11 protein-coding genes are annotated in these 13256 nt (G+C 50.4%); 6 read left to right on the forward strand and 5 right to left on the reverse strand.

The window, feature by feature from the left end; genetic code table 11:
* The first annotated feature begins 158 nt into the window (after positions 1 to 158).
* Complete coding sequence (locus DES37_RS14205) at positions 159 to 1532, forward strand: MFS transporter (RefSeq protein WP_110026319.1); 1374 nt, start codon at positions 159 to 161, stop codon at positions 1530 to 1532.
* A gap of 105 nt (positions 1533 to 1637) precedes the next feature.
* Here the strand turns inward: DES37_RS14205 and htpX are convergent, their stop codons facing one another.
* The 4 genes from htpX to DES37_RS14225 form a co-directional block, all read right to left on the reverse strand.
* Entirely contained in the window at positions 1638 to 2519 is an 882-nt protein-coding gene (gene htpX / locus DES37_RS14210; RefSeq protein ID WP_036107260.1) for a protease HtpX, read from the reverse strand.
* Positions 2520 to 2842: 323 nt separating this feature from the next.
* Entirely contained in the window at positions 2843 to 4882 is a 2040-nt protein-coding gene (gene prc, locus DES37_RS14215; RefSeq protein ID WP_036107258.1) for a carboxy terminal-processing peptidase, read from the reverse strand.
* 19 nt (positions 4883 to 4901) lie between these two features.
* Positions 4902 to 5588 (reverse strand): RNA chaperone ProQ, encoded by a 687-nt coding sequence (gene proQ / locus DES37_RS14220; RefSeq protein ID WP_036107256.1) that lies wholly within the window; start codon positions 5586 to 5588, stop codon positions 4902 to 4904.
* A gap of 99 nt (positions 5589 to 5687) precedes the next feature.
* Complete coding sequence (locus DES37_RS14225) at positions 5688 to 6182, reverse strand: GAF domain-containing protein (RefSeq protein WP_110026525.1); 495 nt, start codon at positions 6180 to 6182, stop codon at positions 5688 to 5690.
* A gap of 127 nt (positions 6183 to 6309) precedes the next feature.
* Here DES37_RS14225 and yebS point away from each other — a divergent pair, with 127 nt between their 5' ends.
* The 5 genes from yebS (at position 6310) to DES37_RS14250 (ending at position 12579) form a co-directional block, all read left to right on the forward strand.
* Positions 6310 to 7590, forward strand: a complete 1281-nt coding sequence (gene yebS / locus DES37_RS14230; protein WP_110026320.1) for a membrane integrity lipid transport subunit YebS — start codon at positions 6310 to 6312, stop codon at positions 7588 to 7590.
* Positions 7562 to 10186 (forward strand): PqiB family protein, encoded by a 2625-nt coding sequence (locus DES37_RS14235; protein WP_110026322.1) that lies wholly within the window; start codon positions 7562 to 7564, stop codon positions 10184 to 10186. The genes yebS and DES37_RS14235 overlap by 29 nt, the downstream gene beginning before the upstream one ends.
* A 92-nt stretch (positions 10187 to 10278) precedes the next feature.
* A complete protein-coding gene (gene rsmF / locus DES37_RS14240) occupies positions 10279 to 11724 on the forward strand; it encodes a 16S rRNA (cytosine(1407)-C(5))-methyltransferase RsmF (protein ID WP_281271482.1) in 1446 nt (481 codons plus the stop codon).
* A gap of 118 nt (positions 11725 to 11842) precedes the next feature.
* Entirely contained in the window at positions 11843 to 12079 is a 237-nt protein-coding gene (locus DES37_RS14245) for a DUF1480 family protein (RefSeq protein WP_036107246.1), read from the forward strand.
* Between the two features lie 287 nt (positions 12080 to 12366).
* Positions 12367 to 12579 (forward strand): DUF1482 family protein, encoded by a 213-nt coding sequence (locus DES37_RS14250; protein WP_110026326.1) that lies wholly within the window; start codon positions 12367 to 12369, stop codon positions 12577 to 12579.
* On the opposite strand, the gene DES37_RS14255 is transcribed toward DES37_RS14250, so the two are convergent.
* The gene (locus DES37_RS14255) at positions 12562 to 13221 is read right to left on the reverse strand and encodes a metallophosphoesterase (protein ID WP_110026328.1); all 660 of its coding nucleotides are present in this window, start codon (positions 13219 to 13221) and stop codon (positions 12562 to 12564) included. The genes DES37_RS14250 and DES37_RS14255 overlap by 18 nt on opposite strands.
* Between the last annotated feature and the right edge of the window lie 35 nt (positions 13222 to 13256).

Consider the following 13256-nt stretch of genomic DNA (forward strand, 5'->3'; position numbering starts at 1 on the left):
TGTTTTATAAAATTCAGAACCGGTTTTTAGTATATGTGGATGGCAACTTGCCCGCAACGAGTCATCGCTTATTCGTTACAAATCTGCGACATATAGCAGATATATAAATGTTATAATGTGCACTATCATTACAATGTCGGTACAGCTCACATTTTTCTATGGAAAAAACACTTTCTGATGGTCTGCCGCTGCCTCAGCGTTATGGTGCAATTGCCACAATAGCCATTGGTATCATGATGGCAGTTCTGGATGGCGCAATTGCGAACGTTGCCCTGCCCACCATTGCCCGCGACCTGAATGCCTCTGAGGCCGCCTCTATCTGGATAGTCAACGCCTATCAAATCGCCATTGTCGTTAGCTTACTGACATTCTCATTTTTGGGTGACATGTTTGGTTACCGGCGAGTCTACAAAACCGGTCTGGTCTGTTTTACCGCCACATCGTTTTTATGTGCCCTTTCCCCAAACCTTGAAATGCTTACAGCAGCGCGGGTTCTGCAAGGGATTGGCGGCGCAGCACTGATGAGCGTAAACACGGCACTGATTCGGCTGATTTACCCGCAGTACCAGTTAGGCCGCGGTATGGGGATTAATTCATTCATTGTCGCAGTGTCTGCAGCAGCAGGGCCAACTGTTGCTGCTGCAATACTCTCCGTCGCCAGCTGGCACTGGCTGTTTTATGTCAACGTTCCATCCGGGATTATTGCCCTGTTGCTGGCTATGCGCTTTTTGCCACCCAACCCACAAGGAGCCAAAAAACAAAGCTTCGACTTACCCAGCGCCATTATGAACGCCCTGACATTTGGTTTGCTGATTACTGCGTTAAGTGGCTTCGCTCAGCAGCAGGCAGGGATTATTACACTCGCAGAATTGGTCTCCGCGCTGGTTATTGGATTCTTTTTCGTTCGTCGCCAGCTAACCCTCACTGTACCTCTGCTGCCAGTTGACCTGCTGCGCATCCCGCTGTTCACGTTATCGCTGTGTACTTCTGTGTGTTCCTTCTGTGCGCAAATGCTGGCACTGGTCGCATTGCCTTTTTACTTGCAGTCCACCATTGGGCGTAGCGAAGTAGAAACCGGTTTATTATTAACGCCATGGCCGCTGGCAACCATGGTGATGGCGCCGCTTGCCGGGCGGCTGATTGGTCGTTTCCATGCTGGTCTGCTGGGTGGGCTGGGTATGCTTCTGATGCTGACAGGGTTGTTTGCGTTGGCCTTCTTGCCTGGCACACCAACCGATGTGGATATTATCTGGCGAATGGCCTTGTGTGGCGCAGGTTTCGGCTTATTTCAGTCGCCTAATAACCATACCATTATTGTTTCAGCCCCGAAAAACCGCAGCGGTGGTGCCAGTGGCATGCTCGGCACGGCAAGGCTGCTTGGGCAAAGTAGTGGTGCCGCGCTGGTTGCGTTAACACTGAATCTTTCAGCGACGCAGGGAACCCAATACGCACTGATAATGGCTGGTTGTTTTGCTACTGCCGCCTGTATTGTCAGCAGCTTGCGGGTCACACAGGCATTGCCCGAGAACTGACAGTTGCTGTAGTTCACGGCAACAAAGCCGTGCCCGTTCACTAACTTCATATATAAAAAAGGCGTGCCCTGTGCACGCCTTTTATGTTGAACCTGTACAGCGGGATTATTTCAGGTACTGGCCGGTACGCAGCGCTTCAATACGTTTATCCAGTGGCGGGTGAGACAAAAACAACTCGCTTAATGTTTTTGACTTCCCGTTAATACAAAACGCCATCATGCTGCTCGCTTCCTGCGGTTCGTAGCTGGTTTTCAGTCGCTGGAGTGCCGCTATCATTTTTTCACGGCCAACCAAACGCGCTGAACCGGCATCAGCATGGAACTCACGGTAGCGGGAGAACCACATAGTGATAATGCTCGCCAGGATACCAAACACCAGTTCGAGTACCATTGAAACCGCGAAATAGATCATCGGGTTGCCATTTGTCTCTTCACCATCATCACGGTTTCCTGACAGGAACCCGGCTGCAATTTGCGCCAGAATACGCGAGATAAAGATAACAAAGGTGTTCACCACCCCCTGAATCAGCGTCATGGTGACCATATCGCCATTCGCGACGTGGCTTATCTCATGAGCAATAACCGCTTCGGCTTCATCACGGCTCATATTTTGCAGCAACCCGGTACTGACCGCGACCAGTGACGCATCGCGACGGGCACCCGTTGCAAAAGCATTAATATCCGGAGCGTGATACACCGCAACCTGCGGCATAGCAATCCCCACTTGCTGTGACTGCCGACGGACAGTTTCAAGTAACCAGTGCTCCGTCTCGTTACGGGGTTGCTCAATCACTTCCCCACCGACAGAACGTAACGCCATCCATTTGGACATCAGCAGCGATACAAAAGAGCCACCGAAGCCAAACAGCAGGGCCATAATCAATAACCCCTGGACACTGCTTGACTGAATTCCGGTCAGGCTCAGCACCAGCCCGAAAACCACCATAACGGCCAGGTTGGTTAACAGGAAAAGCGCAATTCGCATCATATATTTGTTTACCTCGTTTTAACAAAACGCTCTACGCGATGAATCACATCGTAGGGGTATCGTGTACATTTTCAAGAGCCAGATGCTGGCAAGTGCTTAAAAAAACATAACTTTACATTTTGTCTTAATTTACTGACGAGATACACAACAAAACTCACCAGTTTTGCGTTGGAAAAGCGGGCTCTGTGGAAATCATTTTTGACCAACATATTTGCAACAGGCGCTTCGCAACCCGTGTATATCATGGACAGATAACAATAGAAGAGTGTGTCACAAAAATAAAAGGCACACGAATGTGTGCCTTTTGGAGGATTAAAGCGTTATTACTGCTGTGCAGCAGGTTGCTTACCAGCTTCCATATTGGCGAGGTCGATTGCAATATGAACAGTTTCATCCAGGTAAGGATCCGGCTCCTGATAATCTTTCGGCAGATCATCAAGTTTTTTGAGCAGTGGTTTGCCTTCGCGTTTCAGGCGATCGTTGATCCGTGCCAGGCGCAGCGCATCATCTTCCTGATTCTCTTTCTCACGCTGAGCAAGGTTCAGTGACACAATGTTTCTGCGATCCTTGTTGGCATTAAACCGGGCAATGTCTTTCATAATATACTGAAACTCAGGATCTTTCTCGATACGAGCCTGATGTAACTTCAGTAACTCCGGTTCGAAAGGCGTCATGCTCCCGGTTTTCGTATAGTGCGCGGCTTTGATGCTGTCCCAGGGTAAAGCATTATCTTCATACTTTTCGCCTGTCTCAGTATTTTCAGTTCCGGTCGGCATCATGATATCAGGTGTCACGCCTTTTAATTGCGTACTGCCACCATTAATGCGATAGAACTTCTGGATAGTGTACTGAACAGAACCGAGTGCAGGCCATTCCGGGCGCAGCATCTGGTCATAGATGCGGTTGAGCGAACGATACTGCTGAACAGTTCCTTTACCAAAGGTTGGTTCACCCACGATCAGTGCCCGGCCATAATCCTGCATGGCAGCGGCAAAAATCTCTGATGCAGAGGCACTAAAGCGGTCAACCAGCACTACCAGCGGGCCTTTATAGTAAGTAATACCATCGGTATCGCTGTCTTCACGCACTTTGCCATTATTATCCCGTACCTGAACAACCGGGCCAGAAGGAATAAACAAGCCAGACAGCGACACAGCTTCAGTCAGCGCCCCGCCGCCATTGCTGCGTAAATCAATGACAATACTGTTGACGTTCTGTTTCTCCAGTTTTTGCAACTGGACTTTAACGTCATCAGTCAGCCCAACGTAAAAGCCCGGGATATCAAGCACGCCGACTTTTTCGTTGCCAACAGTTTTTACAGACATCTTCACTGCTCGGTCTTCAAGGCGAATACGTTCGCGTGTCAGTGTAACTGTTCGGGTTTTGCTGCCCTTACCGGCTGGCAAAATTTCAAGGCGAACCTTGCTGCCTTTCGGGCCTTTAATCAGGGCCACTACGTCATCCAGACGCCAGCCAATCACATCCACCATGGCTTTACCTGGTTGACCAACCCCAACAATACGGTCGCCAACACTGATGGCTTTACTTTTCGCCGCAGGCCCACCCGCCACCAGCGAATTAATCACGGTGTAGTCATCATCCATTTGCAGTACAGCGCCAATCCCTTCGAGAGAGAGGCTCATCTCAGTATTGAACTGCTCAGTATTGCGCGGAGAAAGGTAGTTAGTATGCGGGTCGATTTCATGCGCGAAGGCAGTCATCGCTAATGAGAAAACGTCTTCACTACGGGTTTGCGCCAGGCGGCGAATAGCGAATTTATAACGCCGGGCCAGTGTTTCGCGAACCTCTTTGTCATTTTTTCCGGTGAGTTTGAGACTCAACTCATCATATTTGACCTTCGCGTCCCAAAGCTTATCTAACTCAGCCTCGGAAGTCGGCCAGGGCGCTTTACGCCTGTCGAGGTCAATGGTTTCATTGCTGGAGAAGTTCATCGGGCGCTGCAACACTTTCAGCGCATATTCATAGCGCTCAAAACGGCGTTTCTGTGCCAGGTTGAACAAATCATAAAACAGATCCAGTTTGCCGCTACGCAGTTCATCACCAATGGTGCCCTTGCGGCTCTCAAATTGCGCAATGTCGCTGGCTAACAAAACATTGTGGCTGTAATCGAGAAGATTGAGGTAGCGGTCGAAAATTTTGCCAGAAAACTCAGCGTTCAGATCGAACTGACGGTAGTGAGAACGGGTAAAACGCGAGGTTACTCGTTCACTGACGGTGGGATGCTGCGGTTCCTCTTTGAGGACTGGAAGTTGATCAACACGTGTGATGTCTTCTACCGCAAGCGCATTGCCCACCAACAGAAAAAGCCCGGCAAAAGCCGAAAGCCTGAAAATTTTGTTCATGCCTGGGTTGACCTCCGTCTCAGAACAGCAAATGTTCTGCGCGCACTAACATTGACATACCTGAAGTCAGCGCCACACGGACACCGTCTTTGGTAATTTCTTGTACAGTCGCATCCATTGCCGAATTACCCGCTTTAACCTTAATTGCCTGGCCCAGTTTCAGTACTGAAATATCAGTCACAGGTTTATGGTTAGCTTCCTCTGCTGGCCGTGGTTTTTTGTTCACCGGCGCTTTACGGGGGGCATTTTCTTTGCGACGAGGTGCAGAAGCAGGACGAGGCTTACGTTCACGGCGGGCAGCAGTTGCTTCACCGTTTTCCCCTGCGGCAGCGGCAGCAGCGCGTTTTTTCGCCTGTTGCTCATTACGCTGCGCCTGGACACGCGCTTTTGCTTCTTCCAGTTGTTTGCGGGCATGCTCTACATGCTGCTCTTCCAGCTCACCACAAGGGTTGCCGTCCAGGTCAACACGCACTGCGCCTGGCTTAATGCCGTACAGGTAGCGCCAGCTGGAGGTATACAGGCGTAACGCAGAGCGTAACTGCGTTTTGCTGAGGTTCTGTTCCCCTTCCACTCGTGAGACAAGATCCTGAAAAATACCGACTTTCAGGGGACGAGCTTCACCTTCGGCAGTGAAACAGAGCGGGAAACGCTCAGCAAGAAATGCGATAACTTCTTTACTGCTATTCAACTTAGGTTGATTTTCCATGAAATTTCCTGATTACAACGGACTTTGCCAACCATCACAGGCACGAACAGGCGTCATTATAATGACGCCATTTGTAATTGCTACGTTATCCGTTGATTATCATGCATCTGTTAGAAAGAATTTTTCGAAATCTGTGCCAGAGAGAAGCTTTTCCAACTCTGTGACCAGGGTTCCCAGCCCGCGTTCGTCTTCTTCATCAAAGCGGCCATACTCGGTACTGTCGATATCAAGCACACCTAACTGACGCCCGGCGACTGTTATCGGAAAGACAATTTCTGCATTGCTGGACGCATCACAAGCAATGTGGCCGTCAAAAGCATGAACATCTTCAACGCGCTGCACTTTACCTGAAGCAATCGCCGTGCCACATACACCTTTACCTGTCGGTATACGCACGCAAGCTATTTTGCCCTGAAATGGCCCTAAAACCAGTGTATCCCCTTCCAGCAAATAGAACCCTGCCCAGTTGACTGACGAAAGACGTTCAAACAAAAGCGCGCTGGTATTCGCCAGCACAGCGAGGAAACTGTTTTCCCCTGCCATCAGTGCTGAAAAATCCCGGTTCAACTCTTGATAAAATAGCTCTTTATTCATTAATAGTTCACTTGGTTGTATAACGTTACTGCCCGGACTACTAAAATAAGCAATAAATGCCCCGGGGCTCAAGATGAATCCTTTTTCAGGGTAAACTACTCCATCCATTTTACAGGCAGAGTTCCCGATGCACCTTAAACTACGGATAGCCCGGCTGCTTTCTTTGCCAGCAAGAAGTGTAGCCTTGCCGAAGACAAGTGAGGCACATTATCAGCGTTGTCACGAATGTGACATGCTTTTTTTGTTACCTTCGCTTACGCGTCGGCACACAGCTTATTGCCCTCGTTGCAATGCGCATGTTGACAGTGGCCGCGACTGGTCGATGAAACGGCTTACTATCATTGCTATCACCATGCTGATTCTGATGCCCTTTGCCTGGACATCCCCGTTACTCAGTGTCTGGTTATTAGGTGCACGCATTGACGCCAGCCTGATGCAGGGGATCTGGCAAATGGTAAAGCAAGGGGATGTGATAACCGCCTCGCTGGTTACATTCTGTGCTGTTGGTGCCCCTGCGACACTGGTCGCCTCCATTCTTTACCTGCGAATTGCCCCGCGTATTGGAATGAACGCCCGGCCAGTGTTACTCATGCTCCACCGCCTGAAAGAGTGGATAATGGTTGATATTTACCTGATAGGTATCGTCGTTGCCACCATAAAAGTACGTGACTATGCATTCATTCAGTGGGGCGAAGGCCTGGTAGCCTTTATCGCACTGGTGGTACTCAGTATTCTGACCATTATTTACCTCAATACAGGGCAATTATGGCAGCGCTTTTACCCCCAGCCATTTCAGAAAACTGCCAATCCTCATGCCCGTGTTTGCCTTGCCTGCCACCATACTGGCGAGCCTGACGAACGAGGGCGTTGTTCACGTTGCCATGTTCCATTGCGCCTGCGGCGCAGGCACAGTTTACAAAAATCCTGGGCGGCACTGGTTGCCTCACTGATGTTCTTAATCCCGGCTAACTTGTTGCCTATATCCATTATTTATGTGAATGGTACACGCCAGGAAGATACTATTCTGTCCGGCATTATCTCCCTTGGGCATGGCAATATTTTTGTTGCAGCGATTGTATTTATTGCCAGTATTCTTGTGCCCTTTACCAAAGTTATCGTGCTGTTTACCTTGCTGGTGAGCATTCATTGCCGTTGCGAACAGGGTATTCTGGCCCGAATGAAAATGTTGCGTGTTATTACCTGGGTCGGGCGTTGGTCCATGCTGGATTTGTTTGTCATTTCGCTCATGATGTCACTGGTTAACCGCGAACAACTTTTGGCCTTTACGATGGGACCAGCCGCGCTCTATTTTGGTGTGGCTGTAGTATTAACTATGCTGGCTGTTGAATGGCTCGACAGCCGGCTTTTCTGGGATGCTTATGAGTCAGGAAAACATGACGCCACCTGAAGCAACAGTGAAAGTCAAACGCCGCATTTCTCCCTTCTGGCTCCTGCCATTTATTGCCCTGTTGATTAGTGGCTGGCTGGTCTGGAACTCCTGGCAGGAACATGGCTCCACAATCACCATCGATTTTATTTCTGCCGACGGCATAGTCCCGGGGCGAACCCCTGTGCGCTATCAGGGTGTCGAAGTCGGTACAGTGCAGGATATTCAGCCCAGTAAAGACTTAAGTAAAATAGTGGTGACGGCCAGTATAAAACGCTCCATGCAGGATGCCCTTCGGGCTGGCACTCAATTTTGGCTGGTAACCCCAAAAGCTTCACTGGCGGGCGTTTCCGGCCTTGATGCCCTGGTAGGCGGAAATTACATCGGCATGATGCCAGGCCCCGGCAATGAAGAAGACCATTTTACCGCCCAGGATTCACAACCCCGCTACCGGGAAAACAATGGCGCACTGATGATTCATCTGCAGGCACCGGATTTAGGTGCACTCAGTAGCGGCTCAAGAGTGTATTACCGCAAAGTTCCTGTGGGCCACGTCTATGATTACACGCTGAGCAAACAAGGCGTTTCCATTGATGTGTTGATCGACCGGCGCTTTGCCAGTCTGGTCAAACAAGACAGCCGTTTTTGGAATGTTTCCGGGCTGAAAACCGACTTCAGCTTCAGCGGCGCATCCATTCAACTGGAAAGCCTTGCTGCACTGGTTAATGGCGCGATTGCCTTCGACTCGCCGCAGGATGACAAACAGGCGCCACAAAATGCGCAATTCACCCTGTACCCGGATATCGCACAAAGCCAGCGTGGCGTGCATGTCTCACTTTCGCTGCCAGGCGGCAGCGGGTTAAAAAGCAACAGCACGCCCCTTATGTACCAGGGGTTACAGGTTGGCACCTTAACCAAAATAGCCCTTGATAACGACGGCACGGTAACTGGCGAACTGACTGTTGACCCAAGCGTAGTCAATTTAATGCGCGAAGGGACACGCATTACACTTGCCCAGCCTAAAGTGTCGCTGGATAACCCAAACCTGAGTGCGCTCCTTACAGGGAGCACCCTGGAATTGCACCCGGGGGAAGGCAAACCACAGCATCATTTTGATGTGGTGCCTGAAGGTGAAGCCCTGCTTGACCAGGCGAATGCCCTGTCAGTTACACTAACAGCTCCAGACAGCTATGGCGTAAGCCCCGGCCAGCCGGTATTAAACCGGGGGATTCAAATTGGCCAGGTGGTTACCCGTACACTCACACCAGCAGGGGTAAAATTTACCATTGCGATTGACCCAACCTACCGCTCACTGGTGCGTGCTGACAGTAAATTTGTTGCCAACAGCAGGCTGGATATGAAAGTGGGCCTTGACGGTGTTGAATTCCTTGCAGCACCGCCAGCGCAATGGATCAATGGTGGTATTAACCTGCTGTCCGGCAACCACGGTGATGCCAAAACAGATTACCCACTGTTCGCCAATACACAGCAGGCGAAAGACAACCAGCAAAACGATGTTCTCACAGCCACCCTCACATTAACGGCTGATAACCTGCCTGACATTCAGCAGGGTTCTGTGGTTCTGTATCGGAAATTTGCAGTAGGGCAAGTTATCAGTATCACACCGCATTCCGGCTCTTTTGATGTTGGTGTCTATATTGAACCGCAGTACCGCAAGTTGCTCACACCGGACAGCGTGTTCTGGGCTGAAGGTGGTGCCAAAATTCAGTTAAACGGGCACGGGCTGACAGTTCAGGCATCTCCGCTTAACCGGGCCATTCGCGGGGCGATTAGTTTCGACAGCCTGCCAAGTTCAGCAGATTCATTACCTGTAGCAGAAAAACGTAAATTATGGCCTTCTGAAACTGCCGCTCGCGCTATCGGCGGCCGCATTACCCTTCATGCATACAGTGCAGACAAGCTGGCCTCGGGCATGCCGATTCGTTACCTGGGAATTGATATCGGCCAGGTGGAATCATTATCGCTAATTACTGAACGCAATGAAGTGCAGGCTCAGGCCGTGCTTTACCCCGAATACGCCAATACCTTTGCCCGTAAAGGAACCCGCTTCTCCGTTGTTACGCCGCAAATTTCCGCAGCAGGTGTTGCGAACCTCGATACGCTGATTCAACCCTATATCAATGTTGAACCCGGCAAAGGTGGGCGCCAGCGTGACTTTGATATCCAGCTGGCGACAATTTCTGACTCCCGGTATCTGGACGGGCTGAGCATTACTGTTGAAGTGCCGGACGCCGGGTCGCTATCGGTCGGAACCCCTGTTCTGTTCCGGGGGATTGAAGTAGGCACAGTGACCGGCCTTGGACTGGGAACACTGTCTGACCGGGTGATGGTCTCACTGCGCATTGGGAAACGTTACCAGTACCTGGTTCGCAGCAATACTGTTTTCTGGCTGGCATCCGGCTACAAGCTGGACTTCGGCCTGGTCGGCGGTGTAGTAAAAACCGGGACATTCAACCAGTTTATTCGCGGCGGCATTGCGTTTGCCACCCCACCCAGCACCCCGCTTTCGCCCAAAGCGCAAACAGGCCAGCACTTCCTGTTACTGGATAACGAACCTAAAGACTGGCGTGACTGGGGTACCGCGATACCCCGTTAATGCGTCAAAACCACCAGCGCGTGCCGGTCTGTCGGTCGGCACGCGGTTTTGTGTTAAACTGCCGCATTAACTTTGTAATACAGGGACACAACGTGGCCGCCTCGCACAGCCTTTTTCTTCCGCCTGAATTTCTGCAACTGATGAGTGACACGCTGCCAGGCAGCACTACTCTGGACACCTTTCTTGAATATTGTGCGAAACCACTGCGCCGCAGTATTCGTGTGAATACGCTGAAAATCTCAGTTGCTGACTTTCTTACCCTGACGGCCCCCTACCAGTGGCAACTCACGCCTGTCCCCTGGTGCAGCGAAGGTTTCTGGATAGAACGGGACGATGAAGATGAACTCCCACTGGGCAGTACTGCAGAACATCTGGGCGGGTTATTTTATATCCAGGAAGCCAGTTCAATGCTGCCGGTGACCGCGTTACTCTCGCAGTGTGAAGCCCTTCCCGCCAGCATGATGGATATGGCTGCGGCACCAGGCTCCAAAACAACACAACTGGCTGCATGCATGGGCAACCAGGGCTTTATCCTGGCGAATGAGTTTTCCAGCAGCCGGGTAAAAGTCCTGCATGCCAACCTGAGCCGTTGTGGCGTAATTAACACCGCTCTGACCCATTTCGATGGCAAAGTCTTTGGCGCAGCATTACCGGAAACGTTTGATGCTGTCTTGCTTGATGCCCCTTGTTCTGGTGAAGGTGTTATCCGTAAGGATGCCGATGCCCTGAAAAACTGGTCAACGGATAGTATGCACAGCATTGCCGCAACCCAGAGGGAACTGCTGGAGAGCGCACTCCACGCATTGCGCCCCGGCGGAACGCTGGTGTATTCCACTTGTACGCTGAACCGGCATGAAAATCAGGAAGTTTGCCACGCGTTGCTTGAAGCATTTCCTGAACAACTGGCTGTTTTACCGCTGGGTAACCTGTTCCCTGGAGCAGATAAAGCCCTAACTGCAGAAGGTTTTCTGCATGTATTTCCACAATATTATGACAGTGAAGGTTTTTTTATCGCCTGCCTGCGCAAGCAAGCCAGCCTGCCTGCACCTGAAAAACCGTCATTTAAATTAGGAACATTTCCGTTCAAACCTGCCAGTCGCAAAGACAGCCAGTCAATACAGCAGGCCGCAGCGGAGGTGGGGTTAACCTGGCCGCAATCACATAACCTGTGGGTGCGTGATAACGAGTTGTGGCTGTTTGCACAAGACATTGAACCGTTGCTCAATAAAGTGCGTTTCTCTCGCTGCGGAATCAAACTGGCAGAACGCCACAATAAAGGCGTGCGCTGGCAACATGAAGCGGTCATTGCACTGGGCAACGCCAGTGCGCCTAATGCCTTCGAGATTAATGGTGAACAGGCACAGGAATGGTATCGCGGCAGAGATATTTTCCTTAGCAACCCACCACAGTTCGGTGAGGTTTTGGTGGTGTTCCAGGGGCAGGTTTTGGGGCTGGCGAAAAAAGTGTCCAGTAAATTGAAAAACAGTTTTCCACGCGAGTTAGTTCGGGATGGCATTCTGTTCAGCGCTGCACAATGATGTGACCTGGCCAAAATTTACGCATTTTTTGATTTGGCAATTTGTGTCATCTTCACTACGCTTCATAGGTATGACCTTATCTGGTCATACCACCTGCAAATAAATCATGGAGCGCACGATGACCAAAACCAGTGTTCGTATAGGAGCTTATGAAATTGATGATGCAGAATTGCATAGTGGGAAAGAAGGGACAACCCTGACAATCCCCTGTAAATCCGACCCGGATTTATGTATGCAACTTGATGCATGGGATGAACAAACCTCAATCCCGGCCCAAATGGATGGCGCCACATCGGAGCTTTACCGTCAGGACTACGACAAAACCACTGATGCATGGGTTATGCGGGTGGAATAGCACCGTAAATATTGCAAGAAACAGGACAAGTAATAGTATAAGGAACTGACTGCAACCGGTCCCCTTAAACAGGAAATGTCTCTCTTCCTTTTTCAGGGTTACGGAATAAACCGATAATCTGTTGCCACAACCTTTTTGCATAATCAGTGCCTTTGGAGCACCAGAGACATTGTTATCGCTGCACTTTCCCGCCCCCATGGCGGGCTTATTTTTTTGTCTGGTATTTCCCAGGCTTACTTCCCTCTCCTACACTTAACACACAGTGCCACGATGGACGTGAGGGACGCATGTACACGCTTGTGCTTTTTGTTTGTTATCTCAATGGTGGTTGCAAAACACTGCCAATAGAAAATTTCACCACTGAAGAACAGTGCCTGTATGCGATGAAAGACCAGGGCATTCGCCATGGAGGATGTTACCCCTATGAAGCAAAACACCGCATGAAAGGTATGCACCCGGCAAAACAACGCAGCGACTTATGGTTACTGCACAGCCACTAACGTCAGGGTATTACCAAATACTGCCCCGGTATCGATGTAGTGCTGGTTAAAAAAATGCAGTGGTGTTTTTAGTGGTGTGTGCCCAAAATAAAAGGCATCAGCACCTTCAATTGGTTCGCCTTTCCCCTGAATATTCCGCTGTAAACGCTCACGGCTCCAGACCACAAGCGCTGGGTCAACATCAGCCTGCCATACCCAATGAGGCAAGGGATAATCAGCATGTGCAATGATGATGCGTTTATCCTGGGTAAGTAATTCGATAATAAAAGGGAGGTGTTTACAGCGCTGAAAGAGATCTTCTGCTTGCTTTTTTTGCGCTTCATTTAATTGGCGAAACCACCGGCCGCCATTCATTTCCCATAAAAACCCGCTTTCTGTATCGTGGCGGGTATTTTGGAGTGAATTCAGCGCCATCACCTCGTGGTTACCCTGAACGGCACGAAACCAGGGTTTGCCAATCAGAGCCAGGCAGCCGGGGCTGTCCGGACCCCGGTCAATTAAATCCCCCACAGAAATAACTAAGTCTTGCCAGGGGTCAAAGCGAACCTTGCGTAGTTGCCCGGCAAATTGTGCCAGGCAACCGTGCAAGTCACCAACCAAATAGATGTGCCGCCAGTTACGCCCATCAATGCGTTGATACATAAATCCCCCCAATGCACTCAGTATAGCTGGCACCG

Origin of the sequence: Mangrovibacter plantisponsor, from assembly GCF_003182475.1 — a bacterium.
Classification (GTDB): domain Bacteria; phylum Pseudomonadota; class Gammaproteobacteria; order Enterobacterales; family Enterobacteriaceae; genus Mangrovibacter; species Mangrovibacter plantisponsor.

Excerpts from the sequence above, each read along its gene's own strand:
- DES37_RS14225 (WP_110026525.1), bottom strand. The coding sequence starts at position 6,182 with ATGAATAAAGAGCTATTTTATCAAGAGTTGAACCGGGATTTTTCAGCA.
- DES37_RS14255 (WP_110026328.1), bottom strand. The coding sequence starts at position 13,221 with ATGTATCAACGCATTGATGGGCGTAACTGGCGGCACATCTATTTGGTT.
- htpX (WP_036107260.1), bottom strand. The coding sequence starts at position 2,519 with ATGATGCGAATTGCGCTTTTCCTGTTAACCAACCTGGCCGTTATGGTG.
- DES37_RS14235 (WP_110026322.1), top strand. The coding sequence starts at position 7,562 with ATGAGTCAGGAAAACATGACGCCACCTGAAGCAACAGTGAAAGTCAAA.
- DES37_RS14245 (WP_036107246.1), top strand. The coding sequence starts at position 11,843 with ATGACCAAAACCAGTGTTCGTATAGGAGCTTATGAAATTGATGATGCA.
- proQ (WP_036107256.1), bottom strand. The coding sequence starts at position 5,588 with ATGGAAAATCAACCTAAGTTGAATAGCAGTAAAGAAGTTATCGCATTT.
- yebS (WP_110026320.1), top strand. The coding sequence starts at position 6,310 with ATGCACCTTAAACTACGGATAGCCCGGCTGCTTTCTTTGCCAGCAAGA.
- prc (WP_036107258.1), bottom strand. The coding sequence starts at position 4,882 with ATGAACAAAATTTTCAGGCTTTCGGCTTTTGCCGGGCTTTTTCTGTTG.
- DES37_RS14250 (WP_110026326.1), top strand. The coding sequence starts at position 12,367 with ATGTACACGCTTGTGCTTTTTGTTTGTTATCTCAATGGTGGTTGCAAA.
- DES37_RS14205 (WP_110026319.1), top strand. The coding sequence starts at position 159 with ATGGAAAAAACACTTTCTGATGGTCTGCCGCTGCCTCAGCGTTATGGT.